15 protein-coding genes and 1 pseudogene are annotated in these 16,262 nt (G+C 67.2%); 5 read left to right on the top strand and 11 right to left on the bottom strand.

Features of this window, described 5'->3' with window-relative positions; all coding sequences use genetic code 11:
- The 4 genes and pseudogenes from AB0D94_RS25805 to AB0D94_RS25790 form a co-directional block, all read right to left on the bottom strand.
- The gene (locus AB0D94_RS25805; protein ID WP_362056032.1) at positions 1–753 is read right to left on the bottom strand and encodes an ATP-binding cassette domain-containing protein; all 753 of its coding nucleotides are present in this window, start codon (positions 751–753) and stop codon (positions 1–3) included.
- 111 nt (positions 754–864) lie between these two features.
- A complete protein-coding gene (locus tag AB0D94_RS25800; protein ID WP_362056030.1) occupies positions 865–1,251 on the bottom strand; it encodes a hypothetical protein in 387 nt (128 codons plus the stop codon).
- Positions 1,252–1,370: 119 nt separating this feature from the next.
- Positions 1,371–1,793, bottom strand: a complete 423-nt coding sequence (locus tag AB0D94_RS25795) for a hypothetical protein (RefSeq protein ID WP_362056028.1) — start codon at positions 1,791–1,793, stop codon at positions 1,371–1,373.
- A gap of 378 nt (positions 1,794–2,171) precedes the next feature.
- Positions 2,172–2,315, bottom strand: a pseudogene (locus AB0D94_RS25790) (site-specific integrase); the annotation flags it as partial.
- A 162-nt stretch (positions 2,316–2,477) separates the two neighbouring features.
- Between AB0D94_RS25790 and AB0D94_RS25785 the strand changes: the two are divergent.
- Positions 2,478–2,828 carry a hypothetical protein gene (locus AB0D94_RS25785; RefSeq protein WP_362056026.1) on the top strand — a complete coding sequence of 117 codons (351 nt, stop codon included), beginning with the start codon at positions 2,478–2,480 and terminating at the stop codon, positions 2,826–2,828.
- Positions 2,829–2,987: 159 nt separating this feature from the next.
- On the opposite strand, the gene galE is transcribed toward AB0D94_RS25785, so the two are convergent.
- From galE to AB0D94_RS25770, 3 genes are all read right to left on the bottom strand, one after another.
- The gene (galE, locus tag AB0D94_RS25780; protein WP_362056024.1) at positions 2,988–3,989 is read right to left on the bottom strand and encodes a UDP-glucose 4-epimerase GalE; all 1,002 of its coding nucleotides are present in this window, start codon (positions 3,987–3,989) and stop codon (positions 2,988–2,990) included.
- A 578-nt stretch (positions 3,990–4,567) separates the two neighbouring features.
- On the bottom strand, positions 4,568–5,524 hold the full coding sequence (locus tag AB0D94_RS25775; RefSeq protein WP_362056106.1) for a transposase family protein: 957 nt from the start codon (positions 5,522–5,524) through the stop codon (positions 4,568–4,570).
- Positions 5,525–5,645: 121 nt separating this feature from the next.
- Positions 5,646–6,167, bottom strand: coding sequence for a DinB family protein (locus AB0D94_RS25770; RefSeq protein WP_362056104.1), 522 nt, complete (start codon positions 6,165–6,167; stop codon positions 5,646–5,648).
- A 468-nt stretch (positions 6,168–6,635) separates the two neighbouring features.
- On the opposite strand from AB0D94_RS25770, the gene AB0D94_RS25765 reads away from it, so the two are divergent.
- The 3 genes from AB0D94_RS25765 to AB0D94_RS25755 all read left to right on the top strand — a co-directional run bounded on the left by AB0D94_RS25765 (position 6,636) and on the right by AB0D94_RS25755 (position 10,014).
- Positions 6,636–6,797: a hypothetical protein gene (locus AB0D94_RS25765; RefSeq protein ID WP_362056022.1), complete on the top strand. Its 162-nt coding sequence runs from the start codon at positions 6,636–6,638 to the stop codon at positions 6,795–6,797.
- A gap of 365 nt (positions 6,798–7,162) precedes the next feature.
- Complete coding sequence (locus AB0D94_RS25760; protein WP_362056020.1) at positions 7,163–8,992, top strand: hypothetical protein; 1,830 nt, start codon at positions 7,163–7,165, stop codon at positions 8,990–8,992.
- A gap of 662 nt (positions 8,993–9,654) precedes the next feature.
- Complete coding sequence (locus tag AB0D94_RS25755) at positions 9,655–10,014, top strand: hypothetical protein (protein WP_362056018.1); 360 nt, start codon at positions 9,655–9,657, stop codon at positions 10,012–10,014.
- Positions 10,015–10,195: 181 nt separating this feature from the next.
- Here the strand turns inward: AB0D94_RS25755 and AB0D94_RS25750 are convergent, their stop codons facing one another.
- The 3 genes from AB0D94_RS25750 to AB0D94_RS25740 form a co-directional block, all read right to left on the bottom strand.
- On the bottom strand, positions 10,196–10,576 hold the full coding sequence (locus tag AB0D94_RS25750; RefSeq protein WP_362056016.1) for a DUF6009 family protein: 381 nt from the start codon (positions 10,574–10,576) through the stop codon (positions 10,196–10,198).
- Positions 10,577–10,739: 163 nt separating this feature from the next.
- Positions 10,740–12,317: a phage/plasmid primase, P4 family gene (locus AB0D94_RS25745; RefSeq protein ID WP_362056014.1), complete on the bottom strand. Its 1,578-nt coding sequence runs from the start codon at positions 12,315–12,317 to the stop codon at positions 10,740–10,742.
- A complete protein-coding gene (locus AB0D94_RS25740; RefSeq protein WP_362056102.1) occupies positions 12,314–13,342 on the bottom strand; it encodes a bifunctional DNA primase/polymerase in 1,029 nt (342 codons plus the stop codon). Before AB0D94_RS25740 ends, AB0D94_RS25745 begins: the two co-directional genes overlap by 4 nt.
- 1,321 nt (positions 13,343–14,663) lie before the next feature.
- Here AB0D94_RS25740 and AB0D94_RS25735 point away from each other — a divergent pair.
- Complete coding sequence (locus tag AB0D94_RS25735) at positions 14,664–15,029, top strand: hypothetical protein (protein WP_362056012.1); 366 nt, start codon at positions 14,664–14,666, stop codon at positions 15,027–15,029.
- Between the two features lie 241 nt (positions 15,030–15,270).
- Here the strand turns inward: AB0D94_RS25735 and AB0D94_RS25730 are convergent.
- On the bottom strand, positions 15,271–16,262 hold a 992-nt coding region (locus AB0D94_RS25730; protein ID WP_362056010.1), incomplete at its 5' end, for an acyltransferase family protein.

Here is a 16,262-nt window from a genome sequence, read left to right as displayed (position 1 = left end):
TCAGATCTCCCGTCCGACGAGCATCACGTAGGCGGCTTCGGCCTGCTCGCGTCCGCGTGTGGCGGCCGGTGCCAGGGCGTGGAAGTCGGCGGGGCTGCCCTGGAAGCAGATCTTGCCGTGGGCGAGGACGGCCACGTGCGTATACAGGTCGGCGAGGTCTTCGGTCTGGTGCGTGGAGACGATCACCTGCACGCTGCCGGCGAGGTCGTCAACGAGCTCCCGGAACACCACGCGCTGCGTGGGGTCGAGGCCGGCGGTCGGCTCATCCATCAAGATCAGATCACTGCGGTGGGTCAGTGCCCCCGCGATTCCCATGCGGCGGAGCTGCCCGCCGGACACCTGGTGGCTTTTACGCTCCGCGAGGCGGGTGAGGTCGACGCGGCGCAGCGCGTCCTCGGACGCTTTCCACGCCAAGTCTTTCGGCATGCCCTTGAGCCATCCCGCGTAGGCGACCTGTTCGCGTACGGTCAGCCCGGGCATGGGGGTGATCTGCTGGGGGATCCACGCCACACGTTTGCGGTAGGCGGCCAGATGGCGGCCCTTTGCGGTGCCTCCCTCGAAGGTGACCGACCCTGAGGAGGGGGCCAGGTGGGAGGCGGCGATGGCCATCAGTGTGGACTTGCCGGCTCCGTTCGGGCCGAGGAGGACCGTTGCCCGCGCATCAATCCGGAGACTGAATTCATTGAAAACGGGTGCCTTCCGCCCGTACCGGAACGAAACGTGATCAAAAACCAGAGGCATGGAGGAACGCACAATCCGCCACCCCACCGCCAGCGGGATGGCTTTGGTCGTGGGAGCGTGGACGGGAGAGGGTCCCGGTGCTGAATCCACCGGGACCCTCGCACTAATTGTTCAACAACCGTATTACCAGGCGACCTTCACGTATTTGACGGTGAGGAACGTGCCGCTGTACACGTCCGTCAGCGCGAAGTAGTAGTTACCCGCGTCGTTCGGGTCGCCGTAGTCCACCCACCCGCAGTAGTTCGACCGGGTCCCCTTGGAGCGGTCCGGAGCGGAAGAGATGTCCTTCCACAGCCGCAGCCCGGCGGAGTTGAACCCGCTACCGCCGTCCGAGATGCCGTCCTGGAAGTAGATGCCCGTGTAGTCCCAGGTGTCGTTGTTGTCCCACCAGCGGCGCGACTCATTACCCACCCGCCACCCGGTGATGGACGACTCGAACTGACCCTCTGCCGTCACCCCGGCGTGCGCCGGAATCACCGACACCGCACCCAGCAGAGCGGCACCGGCCATAGCCCCGGCCTACGACTTCAAACCGATCTTCACTCGATCCCTCTTCTGTGTATCGGGCACCGCCCCCACCGGGCGGCACCCTCGCGGGTCGGAAATCCGACCCCTCATCCGGCCTGCGACTACCAGGCGGCCTTGACGTAGTCGATGTTGATGTAGTCGCCGTTACCGACGTCCGTCAGCGCGAAGTAGTAGTTGCCCGCGTCGTTCGGATCGCCGTAGTCAACCCACCCGCAGTAGTTGTTCCGGGTGCCCTTACTGCGGTCCGGGGCGCTGGAGATGTCCTTCCACAGGCGCAGCGAGGCGTAGTCGTAGCCCCGGTGGTCGTCGTCCGACTTGCATCCCTGGAAGTAGATGCCGGTGTAGTCCCAGGTGTCGTTGTTGTCCCACCAGCGGCGGGACTCCGTCGGAGCCGTCCACCACGAGATGTGGGACTCGAACTGGCCTTCCGCGGTGACGCCCGCGTTCGCCGGCGTGATGCCGCCGATCCCGAGGAGCGCGACACCTGCCATCAGACCGGCCGCTTTCTTACGCCGGGTACTCATCGGTTTCCCCTTCCCCTGCTCGTTGGCCCTGAGTGAGGGCATGACGGAGGGAGGAGACGTTGTGTGAGGCCTCCCCCCGAGGCGAATCGAACGCTAGCCGCGGAACACCTCATTCTGCGAAGGGTGTTCGAATATGACTCAAATGCACGCCCGGCCCTGCCCCCGCACAGGACAGGCAACATCCATAGACCACCGCTCTATCCACCCCACCCAACGCCGCAGCTTTGACCGAGACCCATCGCCTCACACGGGGGTGTCATGAATCAGGTGGACACCCGCTCTGCAGGGCACCTGATGGACGCGAAGACGGGTCACCTGATCGAGGACACTGACGGCGAGCCGCTTGCGGTGCCGGACCGGAGCGTTGACGGTGCCGATGTACGAGAGACGCGCGAGCCCGGTGTCCGGGCAGATGTCCCGCAGGTTGACGACCTCGCCGGGGCCGGGCTTGCAGTGGGTGACGAACACCGGGCCTCGCGTACGCCCCTTGAGCAGTCGGGGCAACAGCCGGGCAGGACCGGCGTGCCAGCGGCCGTCAGCCGGGGCCCTCGTCATGGCCTCCGGGACTGGTAGGCCCGCAGGTTGAAGCGTCGCTTCAGTGGGATGACAGGCTGCCCACTCGCCTCAGGCAGATGGTGGCACGATGACCTCGTGGATATTCCTGGCCCTTCAGCGCGTCGTCGCATGCTGATCGAGGCGGTGGTCGTGGTCGCGGCAACGGCTTCGGCTCAGGAGGCTTGGCTGGAGAAGTACGACGTGCCGCCGGACGAAATCGTCTTGGGTTTCGATGATGCCTTCCGCCTCGCTGGGCAACTGGTCGAGGAGGGGAAGCTCCATCATGGTGTGCTGCCTCTGCTGCGGATGATCGATGAAGTCTTCAGCGAGATGAACCAGGACACAGACACGGGTCGGTGGACAAGGGAGGCGTTGTCCACCGACGTGGGATGGGGCCGTGCCCGGCAGCTGGCGCGAGGAGTCCTCACTGCAGAAGGTGAAGAGACCTCACCGCTGCCAAGCATTTCCGTCATTCGATGAGTCCCCAGCCCAGCTGGCGGTCCAGGCTGCGGCCTCACACGCGATAGCAGCGAGCCAGTGGCGTAGGCCGACCGGGGACGTGCATCGTGTGAGTGCCCTTATCGCATTGGTCAGAGCGCCTTGGTCTGTAGCCGCGCTGTCGCTGCGCTCACTGCGAGGTCAGTCGGTGGTGCCGAGGGCGGTGTCGCGCTTGGCGTACCAGCGCAGGGAGTCGCGGATTCCGTCTTCGAGGGATAGCTCGGCCTTCCAGCCGAGGAGGTCCTGGGCGAGGTCGACGCGGGCGTAGGCGCCGGCGGAGTCGCCGGGGCGCCGTTCGGTCTCCGTGGTGGCGAGCGGGGTGCCGGTGACGTTCTCGAAGGCGGTGACGAGTTCACGGACCGTGGTGCCGCGGCCTGTACCGAGGTTGATGACCCGGTACGGCCCGTCCTGGGTGACGGCGGCGAAGTTCTGCACGGCCCTGATGTGGGCCGCGGCGAGGTCCCAGACGTGGACGTAGTCGCGGATGCCGGATCCGTCCCGGGTGAGGTAGTCGGTGCCGGTCAGCGGGAACACCGCTCCCGCGTGGTGAACGTCGATCATCTTGCCGAGGGCGTGGGTGGGGGTGCGGATCTGGAGTCCGGTGCGCAGCTGGGTGTCGGCGCCGATGGGGTTGAAGTAGCGCAGGGAGATGACGTTGAGGGTTCCTGCCTCGGCGACGTCTCGCAGGATCGTCTCGAAGAGGGCTTTGGTGCGGGCATAGGGGCTGAGCGTTTCGAGGGGAGAGTTCTCGTCTACGGAGAAGTCTTCGGGGTCGGCCTGGTAGATGGAGGCCGAGCTGCTGAAGAGGAGGTTGCGGCAGTTGTTGCGGGTGAGGTGTTCGAGGAACTGGATGCCCTTGGAGACGTTCTCGCGGTAGTAGCCGAGGGGGTTGGCGACCGAGTCGGGGACGACGATGAGAGCGGCGCAGTCGATGGCCGTGTCGATGTCGGGGTGGTCGGTGAAGATGCGGTCGACGAGGTCCCCGTCGCAGATGTCGCCCTCGTAGAAGGTGCGGCCCTGGGTGAATTCGCGTCGTCCGGTGGCGAGGTTGTCGAGGATGACGGGGGTGATGCCGCTGTCGATGCATGCCGAGGCGATGGTGGATCCGATGAAGCCGGCGCCGCCCGCGATCAGTACCTTCAAGGGTCGTTCCTCATTCGTCCGTTGGAGTCTTCGTACTTCAGTTCGTTCCGGATGGGATGCCCGTCAGTGGGCGTCCCGTCGGTGTCTTATACCGCTGTCGCGGGGTTCCGGTTCCCAGGACGGTGTGGTCCAGCATCCGGTTGCGGACGGGCCGCCACTGCATGGCGTGGCGGATCCCGTCGGTGAGGGACAGCTGCGGGCTCCAGCCCAGGAGGGCGGTGGCGCGGGCGTTGTCGACGCGGAACTCGGCTCGCGGGCCGCATCGTGATCATCATGGGCCGGTTGTACCTGCGGCACTTGGTCAGTGACAGGCCTGCCAAGACCATTTCACCCGCCCGGGGCGGCACGTTCACCGGGGAAACGGCACTGCAACGGGCGCCGCGCTGCCTTGTTCTGCTCGACGGCCAGGCTGCTGGCCAGGACACCGGGGCTGGGAACGGACTCGGCGGCCTGGGCGAGCATCGGCTCGCAGGGACGGGGACAGAAGCATTCAGGGTGCCCTCCTTCACCGCCCCTTACGGGCTGACCCGCGAATGATGTCGGGGCGTGCTGACGTGGGCGTCCGGCTGGTGGGTCATTCAGCAGGCCATCGTGCGGACGAGCACGAGTTCGGTGCTGGGCTTGTGTCGGGTGGCCCGCTTGGCGGCGCGGTCGGAGACCAGGCCGGCGACGGCTTGGTGAATCTCCCCGTACTCCTCGCGCCGACCCGTGTACCGCTGTAGGGGTTGCCATCGCCGGTGTTCGGCGTTGGCGTGCTCGACGCAGATCCGTCGGGACGACTGGCGGCGACGCATCTCACGCCATCCATACCGCTCGGTCAGCGGTGCGTTGTCGATGTCTTTCGGTTTCCTCGGCGGTGCGCTGACCTGGTTGGGGAACTCGTTGGCCAGGCCCCGGTAGCCCTCGTCGACCTCGGCCCTGACCGTGGGGTGCAGCCGGAACTGTTCGGCGATCCCCTCGGTGCGGATCGCAGTCTGATCGTGCATCCGACCGGGCCGCATGGCGCCGGACCAGAGCGTACGGCCCTGGCCATCGCTGATCGTGGTGGTCTTGATGGTGTTCTGCTTGCGCTTGCCGGAGACGAAGGCTCGCCGACCGGGGCGGTGCGCCTTGGGGCGCCGGACCTGGGTCTCCGTACCGTCGATCCTGAGCGTCACCTTCTCGGCTGCGGCGTAGGCGAATACGTCCTCCAGTGTGTGCAGCCGTAGGCCGGGCCGGTCGGGCACAGCGAACCCGCGCTCGGCCAGTAGCAGGCGGATTTCGCTGATCGCGCGGCCGATGGTGGAGGAGCCCACCTCGTAGATCACGGCCAGGGCCTCGTGCGTGAGACCGGTCCGCAGGTGGACCAGGGTTACCAGCAGCCGGTCGGTAAAGACCAGTTCGTACTTCGGCCCGGCTCCGGCCTGCCGTCGGCGAGCACCCCGGCGCCGCTCATGGCGGCCGGACTCGCAGCGCGCTTCCCAGCGTGGAGCGATTTCTTCGGTCAACTCGCCAAGATGCTGAGGTGAGACGCCGCAGAAGGCAGGATGCGACATGGCCGCGCGGGCCTGCTCGGTGTTCACACCACAAGAACCCCCGCGGTCATCGCCGCGTCACGCGCCCTGCACGGTTGCGAGGACGGGCGAAGTCCGCCGGCACGGTGTCCCGCTGCGACGCCTACTGCCCCACTCGGCCGTCGATCCGCTCACGCAGGAAGTCGGCGTGACCGTTGTGCCGCGCGTACTCCTCGATCATGTGCACCAGCACCTCCCGAAGCTGCATCGGCTCCTGGCCGCTCATGCCGGTGACGCTGAGATCGAATGCCTCGGCCGTGAACCGTTCGGCGAACGCGGCCTCTGCCCGCCAGGTAGCCCAAGCCTCCGCGACGACCTCCGGGTCGGGCACCGCACCGTTGAAGTCTCCGTCGGGGTCGCCATCGGAGCGGTAGTGCCGCGGCACGTCCTGCCCGGCCATCACCTGCCGGAACCATTTCTGTTCCACCCCGGCCATGTGACGCACGAGCCCCAGCAGCGACAGATTGGACGGCTCCACCGAACGACGAGCCAGTGCGGCGGCATCGAGACCAGAGCACTTCAATTCAAGCGTCAGTCGCTGGTCGCGCAGGTACCCCGTGAGGACGGCCCGCTCACCCTCGAACCCCCCATCCGTCCGTGGGTCCTCATCATGGTCGACGAACATGTTCGACCACCCAAAGTGCCGGGCGGTCCGCTCCGAGCCTTCGGTTCGTGGGCCGTGGTCAAGGTGTGTATCAACGTTGCTGGACATGCTCAAGAGCATCGGCGATCCGTGCCAGATCCGCCACAGGGTTCCCCCACGCCGTGGAGCAGTGCCGGGCAGCCCCCTCCCTCACTGTCAGTTCCGAGCGGCGTCATGCGCTAACCCCTCGGTAATCGCGAGTCAGTCCGTTAGGGCGTGGCTCCGCCAGCATGACCGGCAGGCGAGGGCCGGGGCCCGGCGGGCGCTGCCGAACGGGCGGCACCTGTCGCCTTCTGTCCCGAGGTACTGCGTGCCAGGTACTCGCGTCGGCTGCCCGTTTCACTCGAGAAGTTCGCCGGCCCCGCCCACGGCGTGGTCCACTTCCCACTACACGTTGCCCGGTCCGGTCTGCGCGTCTGTCACCTGGACCGCCCACGTCTGCGGATGGGCATGTACCGCACTGCCCTGGCGGAAGGCCAGCAGAAGGACCTCGTGAACTTCCTCAACCGCGACCTGCTACTCGCCCGGTGGCCCACTCTGCGCGGGTTACCTTCCCGGCACCTGCGGCAGGCCTGGGAGGACGCGTTCCCCGAGCTCACTGCTGCGGGATGAGCCGCCACATGAACCGTCGGCTCCTGAGCGCGTCATCGAGATCGGTACCTCCTCCTTGGTGATTACCGGCGGGTACGCGGTCCAGGCCCCCGGCTTCAGCCGGGACCTCGGTGTCGCCATCACGTGCTGCCAGGTGAACTGAAGCGCTGAGCCACCGGCACTACTGGCTGATCCCGGGCAGCACCCGTGCGTTGCCCGTCGGACGTCGAGTGTCATCGCTCTCCGGCCCCCGGACCGCGACAGGCGATGTCAACTCGTGACCGTATCCCATACGGACTCGATCACCATCCGCATAGGCTGATCACGTTCAAAAGGATGTGTGGGGTGGGCCGGGCCACGTTGCCCGGGAACATGAGGGGGAACGCATGAAGTTCAGACGAATGGCCGTGGTGGCCGCCGCCGCGGTGGTCGGCCCGACGGTGCTGACGGCCACGCCCGCGATGGCAGAAGACAGGGCGGCCGTCAGCGTCCCGGACGTGGTACCTGGGAATGAGGGTGCCGTCGGCGGAGCACTGACGGCGGGGGCGCCGGGTACGAAGGCAGCAGCAGAGGCAAACGCTATCGCCGCCCCCCGAATCAGCGTCGACGGAATCCCGGAGAACGGGTTCAAACCGGGCGGCTCGCCGACGAAGGTCACGCTGCGGATCGACAACAGCGGCCAAGCAGCCCTGCCGGGCTACAGTTACGCCTTCTCCGTCAAGCCCGGCTCCAAGGATCTGAAGACCTCGCAGGTCAAGGTCGAGAGGTGGGTGACGGGTCCCGGCGGGGGCGAATGGCGCCAGCTCACGGCCGACCCCGTCAACAACCCCAATGTCCATATTGCCTACTTCAGCCTCGGCTCGGCCAACCTCGCCGCGGACCAGATCCACACCGTCGATCTGCGCGTCAGCTTCGCTGCCGACACCCCCGCGGGGGAGGTCGTGGTCCAGGCCGGGGGCTCCGCGATGGTCCGCCCCCCGCAGGGCGGCCCGAGCATCCCCGTCGTCTCACAGCCCGTCTACCACGCCTCTCGCGTCACCAAGGCCGACGAAGGCGGCGGCAGCGAGAACCCGGTCGAGATCGAGGGACCGCTGCTCGGCCTCCAGAGCCTTCCGCAGGACGGCTTCCAGGCCGGTACCGACTGGCGCGAGTTCGCCCTGCACGTCGACAACTCCGGACGCGACGCGGTCGACGACTTCCAGCTGGACATGATCCTCCAGGCCCCTGGGGCCTCGTTCGGCAACGGCGACATCATGCTGGAGGTCTTCGCTCCCGATGCCTCGGGTACCTGGGGATGGCACCGCGTCGTGTCCGACGGCTCCGAGGACACCTGGGTCCACGAACTCGCCGTCATCGACATCGTCCAGAACGAGAGCTTCGACCTGAAGCTCCGCATGAAGTTCGTCCCGGAAACCGCCGGTCACGCGATCTCCCTGCGGCTCGCGGGGCAGAACGGCTGGGGCAACGGAACCGTTCATTCGCCTTCGGTCACACACGACTCGAAGATCACGTCGGCTCCGTACGCTGACCCCGTCTACCTCACAGGGCCCAAGGTCACCATCGGCGGAATCCCTCAGAACGGCTTCCAGGCCGGCGGAGAATGGCAGGTCCTGACCGCCCGCGTCGACAACACCGGCAAGCAGGCATTCAGCCGGGTTGAACTTGGCCTCGAAGCCTACCGCCCCGACGGAGCCAGGTGGACTCCCTCCCAGGTGATGCTCGAGGTCCGCACCCAGGACGCGGACGGCAACTGGAGCTGGAAGCCGGAGAAGACCTGGGACGGCGGGGAAACCTTGTTCGGCATCCGACTCGGGACCCGCGCCGTGGCCGCAGACGAGGTGTACGAGGTCCAGTTCCGCCTCCGCTTCGCCGCTGACACGCCGCCCGGAGACTTCGCCTTCTTCACCGCCGGTCTCATCAGGGCGGCCGATCCGAAGCCGAACGAGTATTTCGACATCGACTCCCCCCTGTACCAAGCGAAGATCAGCACCGCCACTGGAACCAACCACCCCCTGCCCAGCGGCGGATCCCAGCCGGTCCAGGCAAGCGGTGACCACGCGCCGACGCCAGAATCGCAAACCGCGGGCGGCCGCCTCGCGGACACAGGCACGGATCCCGCCGCGCCATGGGCGCTGGCCGGTGCGGGCCTGACCCTCGCCATGGGCGCCGCCCTGGTCGCGGGGACGGGTCGGCACCGCAGGCGCACCACAGCCTGAGGACCGGCTGCTCGTTCGTGCGCCTCCGCGACCAGCCTGGTCGCGGAGGCGTCCTGCCGCTGGCGCAGCGTGGCTCCATCTAGGGGCTGAGCGAGTGGTTTCTGCAGGCGCCGAAGAGACGGTTTCTGGGCCTCGCTCGTTGATGACATGTGACGAGAGAGAGCGGGTCTGCTTCGTGCGCGTGCGCGACACCGAAGCTGATCATCGAAGTGGATGGTGTGAAGTACGCGGGGATCCCCCTGCAGGCAGGCGCACTGCCGTCATGCACTGGATGCTCCTCCCCCTACAACGGCGCGTGGCAGGTCGGGAAACCCGTTGGGTGGTGGCCGGCCGGGTTGTGTGGGCACCCGAAAAGCTCGGATGGGCAACCCTGCCGCTGGCGGCTGACTGAGTCCCCTTGTCCGAACCACCTGACTCCTGCGCAGCTTGAGGAGCAGAAGCTGCTGGAGGAGCGGAAGGCAAGGACGGAGCTCGAGAGGCAACAGCGTCACCAGAGGGAGGTAGCCGAACGTCGGCAGAACCTCATTGCGATCCTTTCGGTCACGTGCCCGCATTGCGCGGCCCCTGCGGCGCAGCTGTGCCGGGGTCCCAAGGGTGCTGCTGTCCGCGCCATCCATGCCGCGCGCCGTAACCTCGTCGATCTCGACGGGCCGAAGGAGTACGTGCTCAACGGCAGCTATTACCGTCCGGACAAGGGCGAACCCTCCCTTTATGACGACCCCCGCCAAGTACTCGGCGACCTGCTGGTCGACCGGACTGAGCTGGAGTCGGAGCAGCAGGTCGTGCGGGAGGCCGCCAAGGCGGCTGCGCGGGCCCAGCGGGCCAAGCGGCAGTGGTGGCTCAACTCCTCACCCCGGGAGGAGGCTGTCTTGGCGACGGACTGCCCGTCATGCGAGGCCGACAGCGGCGAGCCATGCCGGGAGAGCGGCAAGGAGCTGCGGCGACGCCACACTGAGCGCGTCGATCGTGCGATGGAGGAGTGTCCGTCGGCTCTGATGCCGCCTTGGGGGGCAGGATTGTGAGATGCGGGTGCGGTGGGTATCCGGCGTCCGGGACGTTCAGGTGTTTCGCGTGTGCCCGTGGAGGCGTGGGTGTTCAGGAGATCAAGGTTCTCCTGGGTTCAGTCATTGGGCGTGTTCCGTCCCTGAAGAAGGCGCAGGTCAGGGGCAGCTCTGTGATGTGACAGGGACTGAAGGGACTGAATCAGGAAACTGTCTCTGTGGCTGCGAGACCGCGCTGTGAGCGAGGGGTTTTGAGGCCGACCCTGCGAGGCTCGATGGTGCGTGGATCCACTGCCTCGCCGGGTGCGCCTTCACGGTAGAGGCCGTTGGGTTCGGCGTCCCGGTCGTGCGGGAGGAGGTAGAAGACCCGGCGCTTCTGCAGGCCGCTGTCGGGGTCCGCTTCTGCGGTGTCGCCGAGCTCGGTGAAGCCGATCATGCGCCCGTCCCTGTAGTAGCGGGGCCTGCCTCGGCGGCGGGGCGTCTTGTCGAGGGCCTGGCGTACGTAGTCGAGTTCCTCGGGGTCCTCCAGCCACACCACTTTGTCCTCGTGGGCGAGATCGCTCGGTTCGAGTAGCGAGCTCATGGCCTTCGGCCCTCCTCGGTGTTGCGCGAGTGCCCGGTCGGGCATTCGGTTCTGTACGCGGTAGGTAGTCGTGAATCGGCTATGGCGTGCCGGGCTGTGGTCATCGTTTCCTCCACCCATCGTAGGGGGCTGGGATTGCTGCGGACAGTACGCCGGGAACGGTTCACGCCCGGGCTGCTCCGTTCGCCTCGCCCGGCGCGCTTTCCTCGGCAAGGAGAGCCAGGCCTGGGTAGAACTTCTGGCCGTTGGAGCGGAGCATCTCGCTGGGCGAGGAGATGCCGACCTCGGCGCGGATCCGGGTGGCGAAGGCCCGGGTGGTGGCCGGGCGTAGGCCTTCGCCTTCCTGGCACCAGGTGCTGTAGGCGCGGTAGAGGGCGCCCTGCTCGACTCGGAGGTCTCGGGGCTCGTCGAGGTCCGCGACGCCGGTGCAGCACTCGGCGAGGAAGCGGCCGATGTGGTCTTCCGTTGTGGCGTAGGCCTGGGTGGCGGTGCGGACTACGGTCGGGCCGCCGAGGGAGGGTTTCGTGGCGAGATACGCCATGGCGCCGTGGATCATCCATTGGAGGATGCCGGGGCCTTCGTCCGCGACCAGTTCCTCGGCCAGGTTGTCGATCTTGCGATGGTCGGGGACGACTCGGTCAAAGGGGATCAGGCGGATTCTCCGCCAGAAGGCGTGGCCGCCGGTGCCGACCTCGGGCCGGTGGTTGCCCAGGAGCCACAGTTTGTGGGTGGGCTCGAAGCTGAAGAAGTCCTGCCGCATCCGACGGGCCTTGAGGCGGTCGCCGCCGGTGAGGAGTTTCACCCGGGCTTCGTCGAACTTGTCATGGGGCTTCAGCTCGCTGCAGACGAACAGCCGGCGGCCGTGGAGCTCGGTCAGCTCGGTGGAGTGCTCGTTGAACTTTCCGCGCTCCATGAGGAAGCCCGGCGGGGCGACGTCGGCGTAGTCCCCGAGGATCTTGATGACCACGTCCATGAGGGCGGACTTGCCGTTGGCTCCGATGCCGTAGAGGAACGGCAGGACCTGCCCCCCGACGTCACCCGTGATGGAGTAGCCGAGGAGAAGGTGCAGGAAGTTGACCATCTCCCTGCCCTTGTCGTCGCCGCCGAACGTCTCGGTCAGGAACCGCTCGAAGCGGGGCGTGGGCATGGCTTCGGGCGCCACATAGGTGGCACGGGAGTGCAGGTCGCGGCGGGGGTCGGGCTTGCGGAGCTCGCCGGTACGCAGGTCGACGACGCCGGCGGGCGTGCACAGCGCGTACTTGTCGCCGTCGAGGGTGTCGGGGTCTAGGGCCAGCTCGGGTGAGGCCTTCGCCTGCGCGAGCATGGCTTTGACTCCCGAAGTGGACATGGCCCGCTTGCGGTGCTGGTTCAGCTCCCGGTCGCTGAACACGCCGCGGGGGTCATGCAGGGGCATGTCCTCGGCCATGTCCCCGGCTGCCCAGATCGCCGCCTTCTCTCCCCCGGTTCGCTTCCAGCGGTAGTCGTCCCAGACATACCAGCCCAGTCCCTCGACGTGCCGGAAGCGGTGGTGGTGGAGGTGAGCGAAGAGCTTGGCGTTACCCCGGTCGGTGAGGTTGCCCAGGAGCCCTGACTGGACGAAGTCACCAGGACGGAAGGTTGCGGCGGTCCCCTGTTGGGCGGGCAGCTGCGCCGCCGCTGGGGAGCTGGGTTCGGCGTTGAAGACGGCAAGCTGCTCGGCGGCAGCGTGCGCGTCGAACCCGGTGCTGCCTGCGCTGCTCATGAACGTCCCTTGGGATGGATCGGGCGATTGCTGCCGGCGCGGAGTGCGGAGTCGATGACAAGGCTGTTCCTGCGGCTCTGGTGAGGCCGCGCGGCGTCGGCGGCTTCGATCAGCAGGCTGGCGCACTCGGCTGGCGTGATGTGTCCGCCGGCGGCCAGACCGCCGGCGGTGAAGGCAGCACGGTTGAGTTTCTCGGTGAACGCTGCGCCCGAGGGAGTGGCTGCGCAGTCGCTCACCTCGTTGAGAAGAGGGCGGAGAATCCGGTGGGCGTCCGGTCCGCCCGTCCGGGCGGCGCGAGGTGCGGGCCGGGCGGGGGTCTGTGCTGGCGTGGGCGGCATGCCCGTGTGCCCGGTGCGGATGAGTTCGGCGCTGAGCCACAGGGGCAGGGGGGCGGGGATGCGGGCGCCGGGCAGCGCCTGGTAGATCCCCGTGTTGGTGCGGGTGCCGGGCGCAACGATGTATCCGCCGACGGCCCGGATGTCGACCTGCCAGGCCAGCGCGACGCGGGGGCTGGAGCCGCTCGAGGAGCGGTAGCGCGGCTCTCCGAACGGGACCCGGTACCAGACGTGCAGGCCTCCGGACGGGGTCCGCACACGCAGGGTCTTGGTGTCGTCCGCCGGGTTCGGCTGCGAGCGGTAAGCAGCGAGAAGCGCGAGGGTCTCGAAGCCGGAGGTGAGGCCGGCCAGGTCCACACGGTCATCGATGCGGATGCCGGGCAGCAGCCGCTGCCGGTTGGGCAGGGCTGACGGGTGGGTGTCGATATCGACTACGAGGAGGCCAGCAGGACCGCAGGCGACGGCTGTGCCGAACTCTGGTTCCTGTCGCCACCACTGCTCGATGACGGTGAGGTCGGTGGTGGCCGCGTGGAAGCCGTGACACCAGCGGCCACGTGCAGGGCACGGGCAGGTCGACGGTTCGTGGGGCTCGACTCGGCACCTAGGGCAGTTCGAGGGCGGGGTCTTCATGCCAGGCGCCAGCGGGTGTACGGGATATCCCTGTGCCGCGAACCAGCGCGCTGCTGCCACGGGCTGCTCAGCGTGGACCTGGTTGCCGGAGTGGGCTGGCACGTATCTTCCTCGACAGTTTCCTGCGGTGTCGCTTGAGTTGGTTCTGACTGGGAGTCCCTTCAGACCCTCTCGCCAGGGACCAAAGGGACTGAAGTTTCGCTATCGGTGAGCCTAGCGCAGTGCGCGTGTCCAACCCTGCAAGTTCCTCAGCTTGTTTGCGCTTCCCAGTCCCTTGAGTCCCTGCTGGTGACATACCAGTTGGCATTCTGCGTAGAAGATCACGATTTGCCCCGCCCTCACATCCCGGGCGTGTCGCCGAACCCAAAGGGACCGGACACCGGTCTGACCACCGAGCTGCCGGGGCGCCGACGGAGGAGGCGCACCACCCTCCCTCTCCCCGCTTCCCCTCTCCACCCGAACCAGGGTCCCAACGGCCAGATCACCCCTTTCGGCCCCTCTACCTTCAGTCACTTAGAAACCTGCTGGTCAGGGCCTCTGCCGGGCGTGAACAGGGACCGAAGGGACCCAATTTCTCAGTTATGACCAGAGGAAGGAGAAGGTCACTCTCGCGCTCGCACATACATACGCGCACACGAAGACGGGAACTAGCCAAAAGAGTCCCTTCAGTCCCTGCTCTGAAGGAGAAAACAGAGCTGACCTGCACCTTTGCTCAGGGACTGAAGAAGTGAGGGACTCAAGACCGTAGGCACAACAGCATCTCCAGCCCACTCGCTGGGCCATCCAGAAACCAGATCTCATCAGTCCCTGGCAGAGAGCGACGCACAGAGGTCCCTCCACCGCACACGAGCATCAGCAGGAGCAGCACACACAGACGACTAGAGCGGTCCAGCCCACTGTGTCCGGCCCGGAGTGTCAGTACCAGGAGCACCAACGAGGCCGAGGTCGACGCATCAGATAGGACGCGCACGCGCACATAGCAATGTCTTCGTATATCTGAAGTTGAGTCACTTCAGTCGCTTTTCGGTAGGAAGGATCGCTCTGACCTGGGCTTCTCATCAGTGACTGACAGGAGCGCTGCAACGTCACCACGGTCGCTGTCCCGGCTGGCAGGGACCGAAGATCAGACGCTGGTCGTGGGATGGCCTCGGTGAAGGAGCTGGGTCTGTTCAACGGCGGTGCGCCAGCCTTGCCGGGGCAGTGAGGTAGCGGATTGTTGCGGCCTCACTGTGACTTGCCTGGGCGATGGCTTCCTCAGGAGGGAGCACGGTGGTAGGCAGGCTGCACCGGGCGCTGGCGTAGGGCCACGGTGACGTAGCCGGATGGTGGCGTATCGCATCTGCGCTACCCGAGACGGACGGGACACGGGATAATCAGGTCCATGGTCACGCTCTCCTCCACCGGCCCTGAGCCCTCCGCGGCTGAGGTACTGCATGCCAGGTACTCGAGCCGGCTGCCTGCTTCACTCGAGAAGCTCGAAGGCCCCGCCCACGGCGTGGTCCGCCTCCCGCTGCACGTTGCCTGGTCCGGCCTGCGTGCCTATGACCTGGACCGCGCGCGTCTGCGGATGGGCATGTACCGGACCGTCCTGGCGGAAGGCCAGCACGAGGACCTCGTGAACCTCCTCAACCGTGACCTCCTCCTCGCCCAGTGGCCCACCCTGCGCATGCTGGTTCCCCGGCACCTGCGGCAGGCCTGGGAGGACGCCTTCCCCGAGCTCACCGCTGCCGGATCCACCGCCGCGTGAACCTCACCGACCTGCACCGTCGGCTCCTGAGCGCCGTCATCGACATCGGCACCCCCTACCCCCTGGTCATTACCGCGGGCACGCCGTCCAGGCCCACGGCCTGGACGACCGCCTCAGCCAGGACCTCGACGTCGCCACCGAGAACCCCGCCCCCATGCCCGAGATCAGCGCGCTCGGGCCTCCGGTCAGCGGTTGTTTTGCTGGTGGGCGCTGTGAATTACCGGCGTCCGGCGCCGCTCAGTCAGACCGCTTTGCCCTGACCACCCGAGCCCGGGCCCGCGCCTGTGCCCGCCAGAACCGGTTCCGCCGCCGCGGAGGCGTGCGCCGGGGCGACGGCGCCCGTCGCGACCTGCACCGACTGCTCCAGGGACTGCGGCGGCCAGCGGCGGTTCATTGCCCTGGTCAGCTTGCGGCCCAGCTTCTGGAACGGCACCTCCACCAGCCGGTACACCACCCAGCAGACCACCAGCAGCACCGCGACGTACCCAGCCACCCACGACCACCGTTCGACGAACGGCATCGCGGCCAGCTTGTTGTAGTAGTGGTTGCTGTCCCAGCCGAGCTGCCACAGCAGGAACTTCTTCACCGGCCAGTGCAGCAGGTAGACCGAGAAGCTCACCGCGCCCAGCCAGGTCAGCAGGCGCGGCAGCCGCCGATTCCGCAGCAGGAGGAAGAGCCCGAACGACGCCCACGCCGCCAGGTAGGCGTTGGTCCACGCCTCCCAGGTGAAGGTCGCGGTCGCGCGCCCCATCTCGTCCCGGTTGTACATCCACCCCACCATGGCGCCCGCCGCCACCACGAAGCCGACGGACATCCAGGCCTCGATGCGCTGGATCTGCCCGTGCTGCGCCCGGTAGATCACCGTGCCCGCGAACATCGTCGCGAGGATGGTGAAGGTCTCGTACGCGGGCGTCCGGCCGTTGGTGAACACCAGCAGCAGGCCGAACCCGCCCAGCAGCAGACCGCCGATGCGGGCCAGCGACGCATTGCCGCTGATCATGCAGAGCACGCCCATGACCACGATGAGCACGGCGGCAGCCACGAGGTGCTTGAGCTCCGAAAGGGTGTGGGTCAGGCTGTAGGACGGGATCGCGACGCCCAGAACGAGCGCGACTCCCGCCGATCCGACCGCGATCGGCGTGGTGCGCCGGTGCCAGGCGACCGTGAAGAGGCTGCTGACGAAGAAGTAGAAGAGCATCTCGTACGTGAGTGTCCACGAGATGCCAAGCGCAT

The organism is Streptomyces sp. NPDC048255 (assembly GCF_040652415.1).
In the GTDB taxonomy this organism is placed as follows: Bacteria; Actinomycetota; Actinomycetes; order Streptomycetales; family Streptomycetaceae; genus Streptomyces.
The sequence above is the reverse complement of the archived record's forward strand: the minus strand, read 5'-3'. Positions and strand labels throughout refer to the sequence as shown.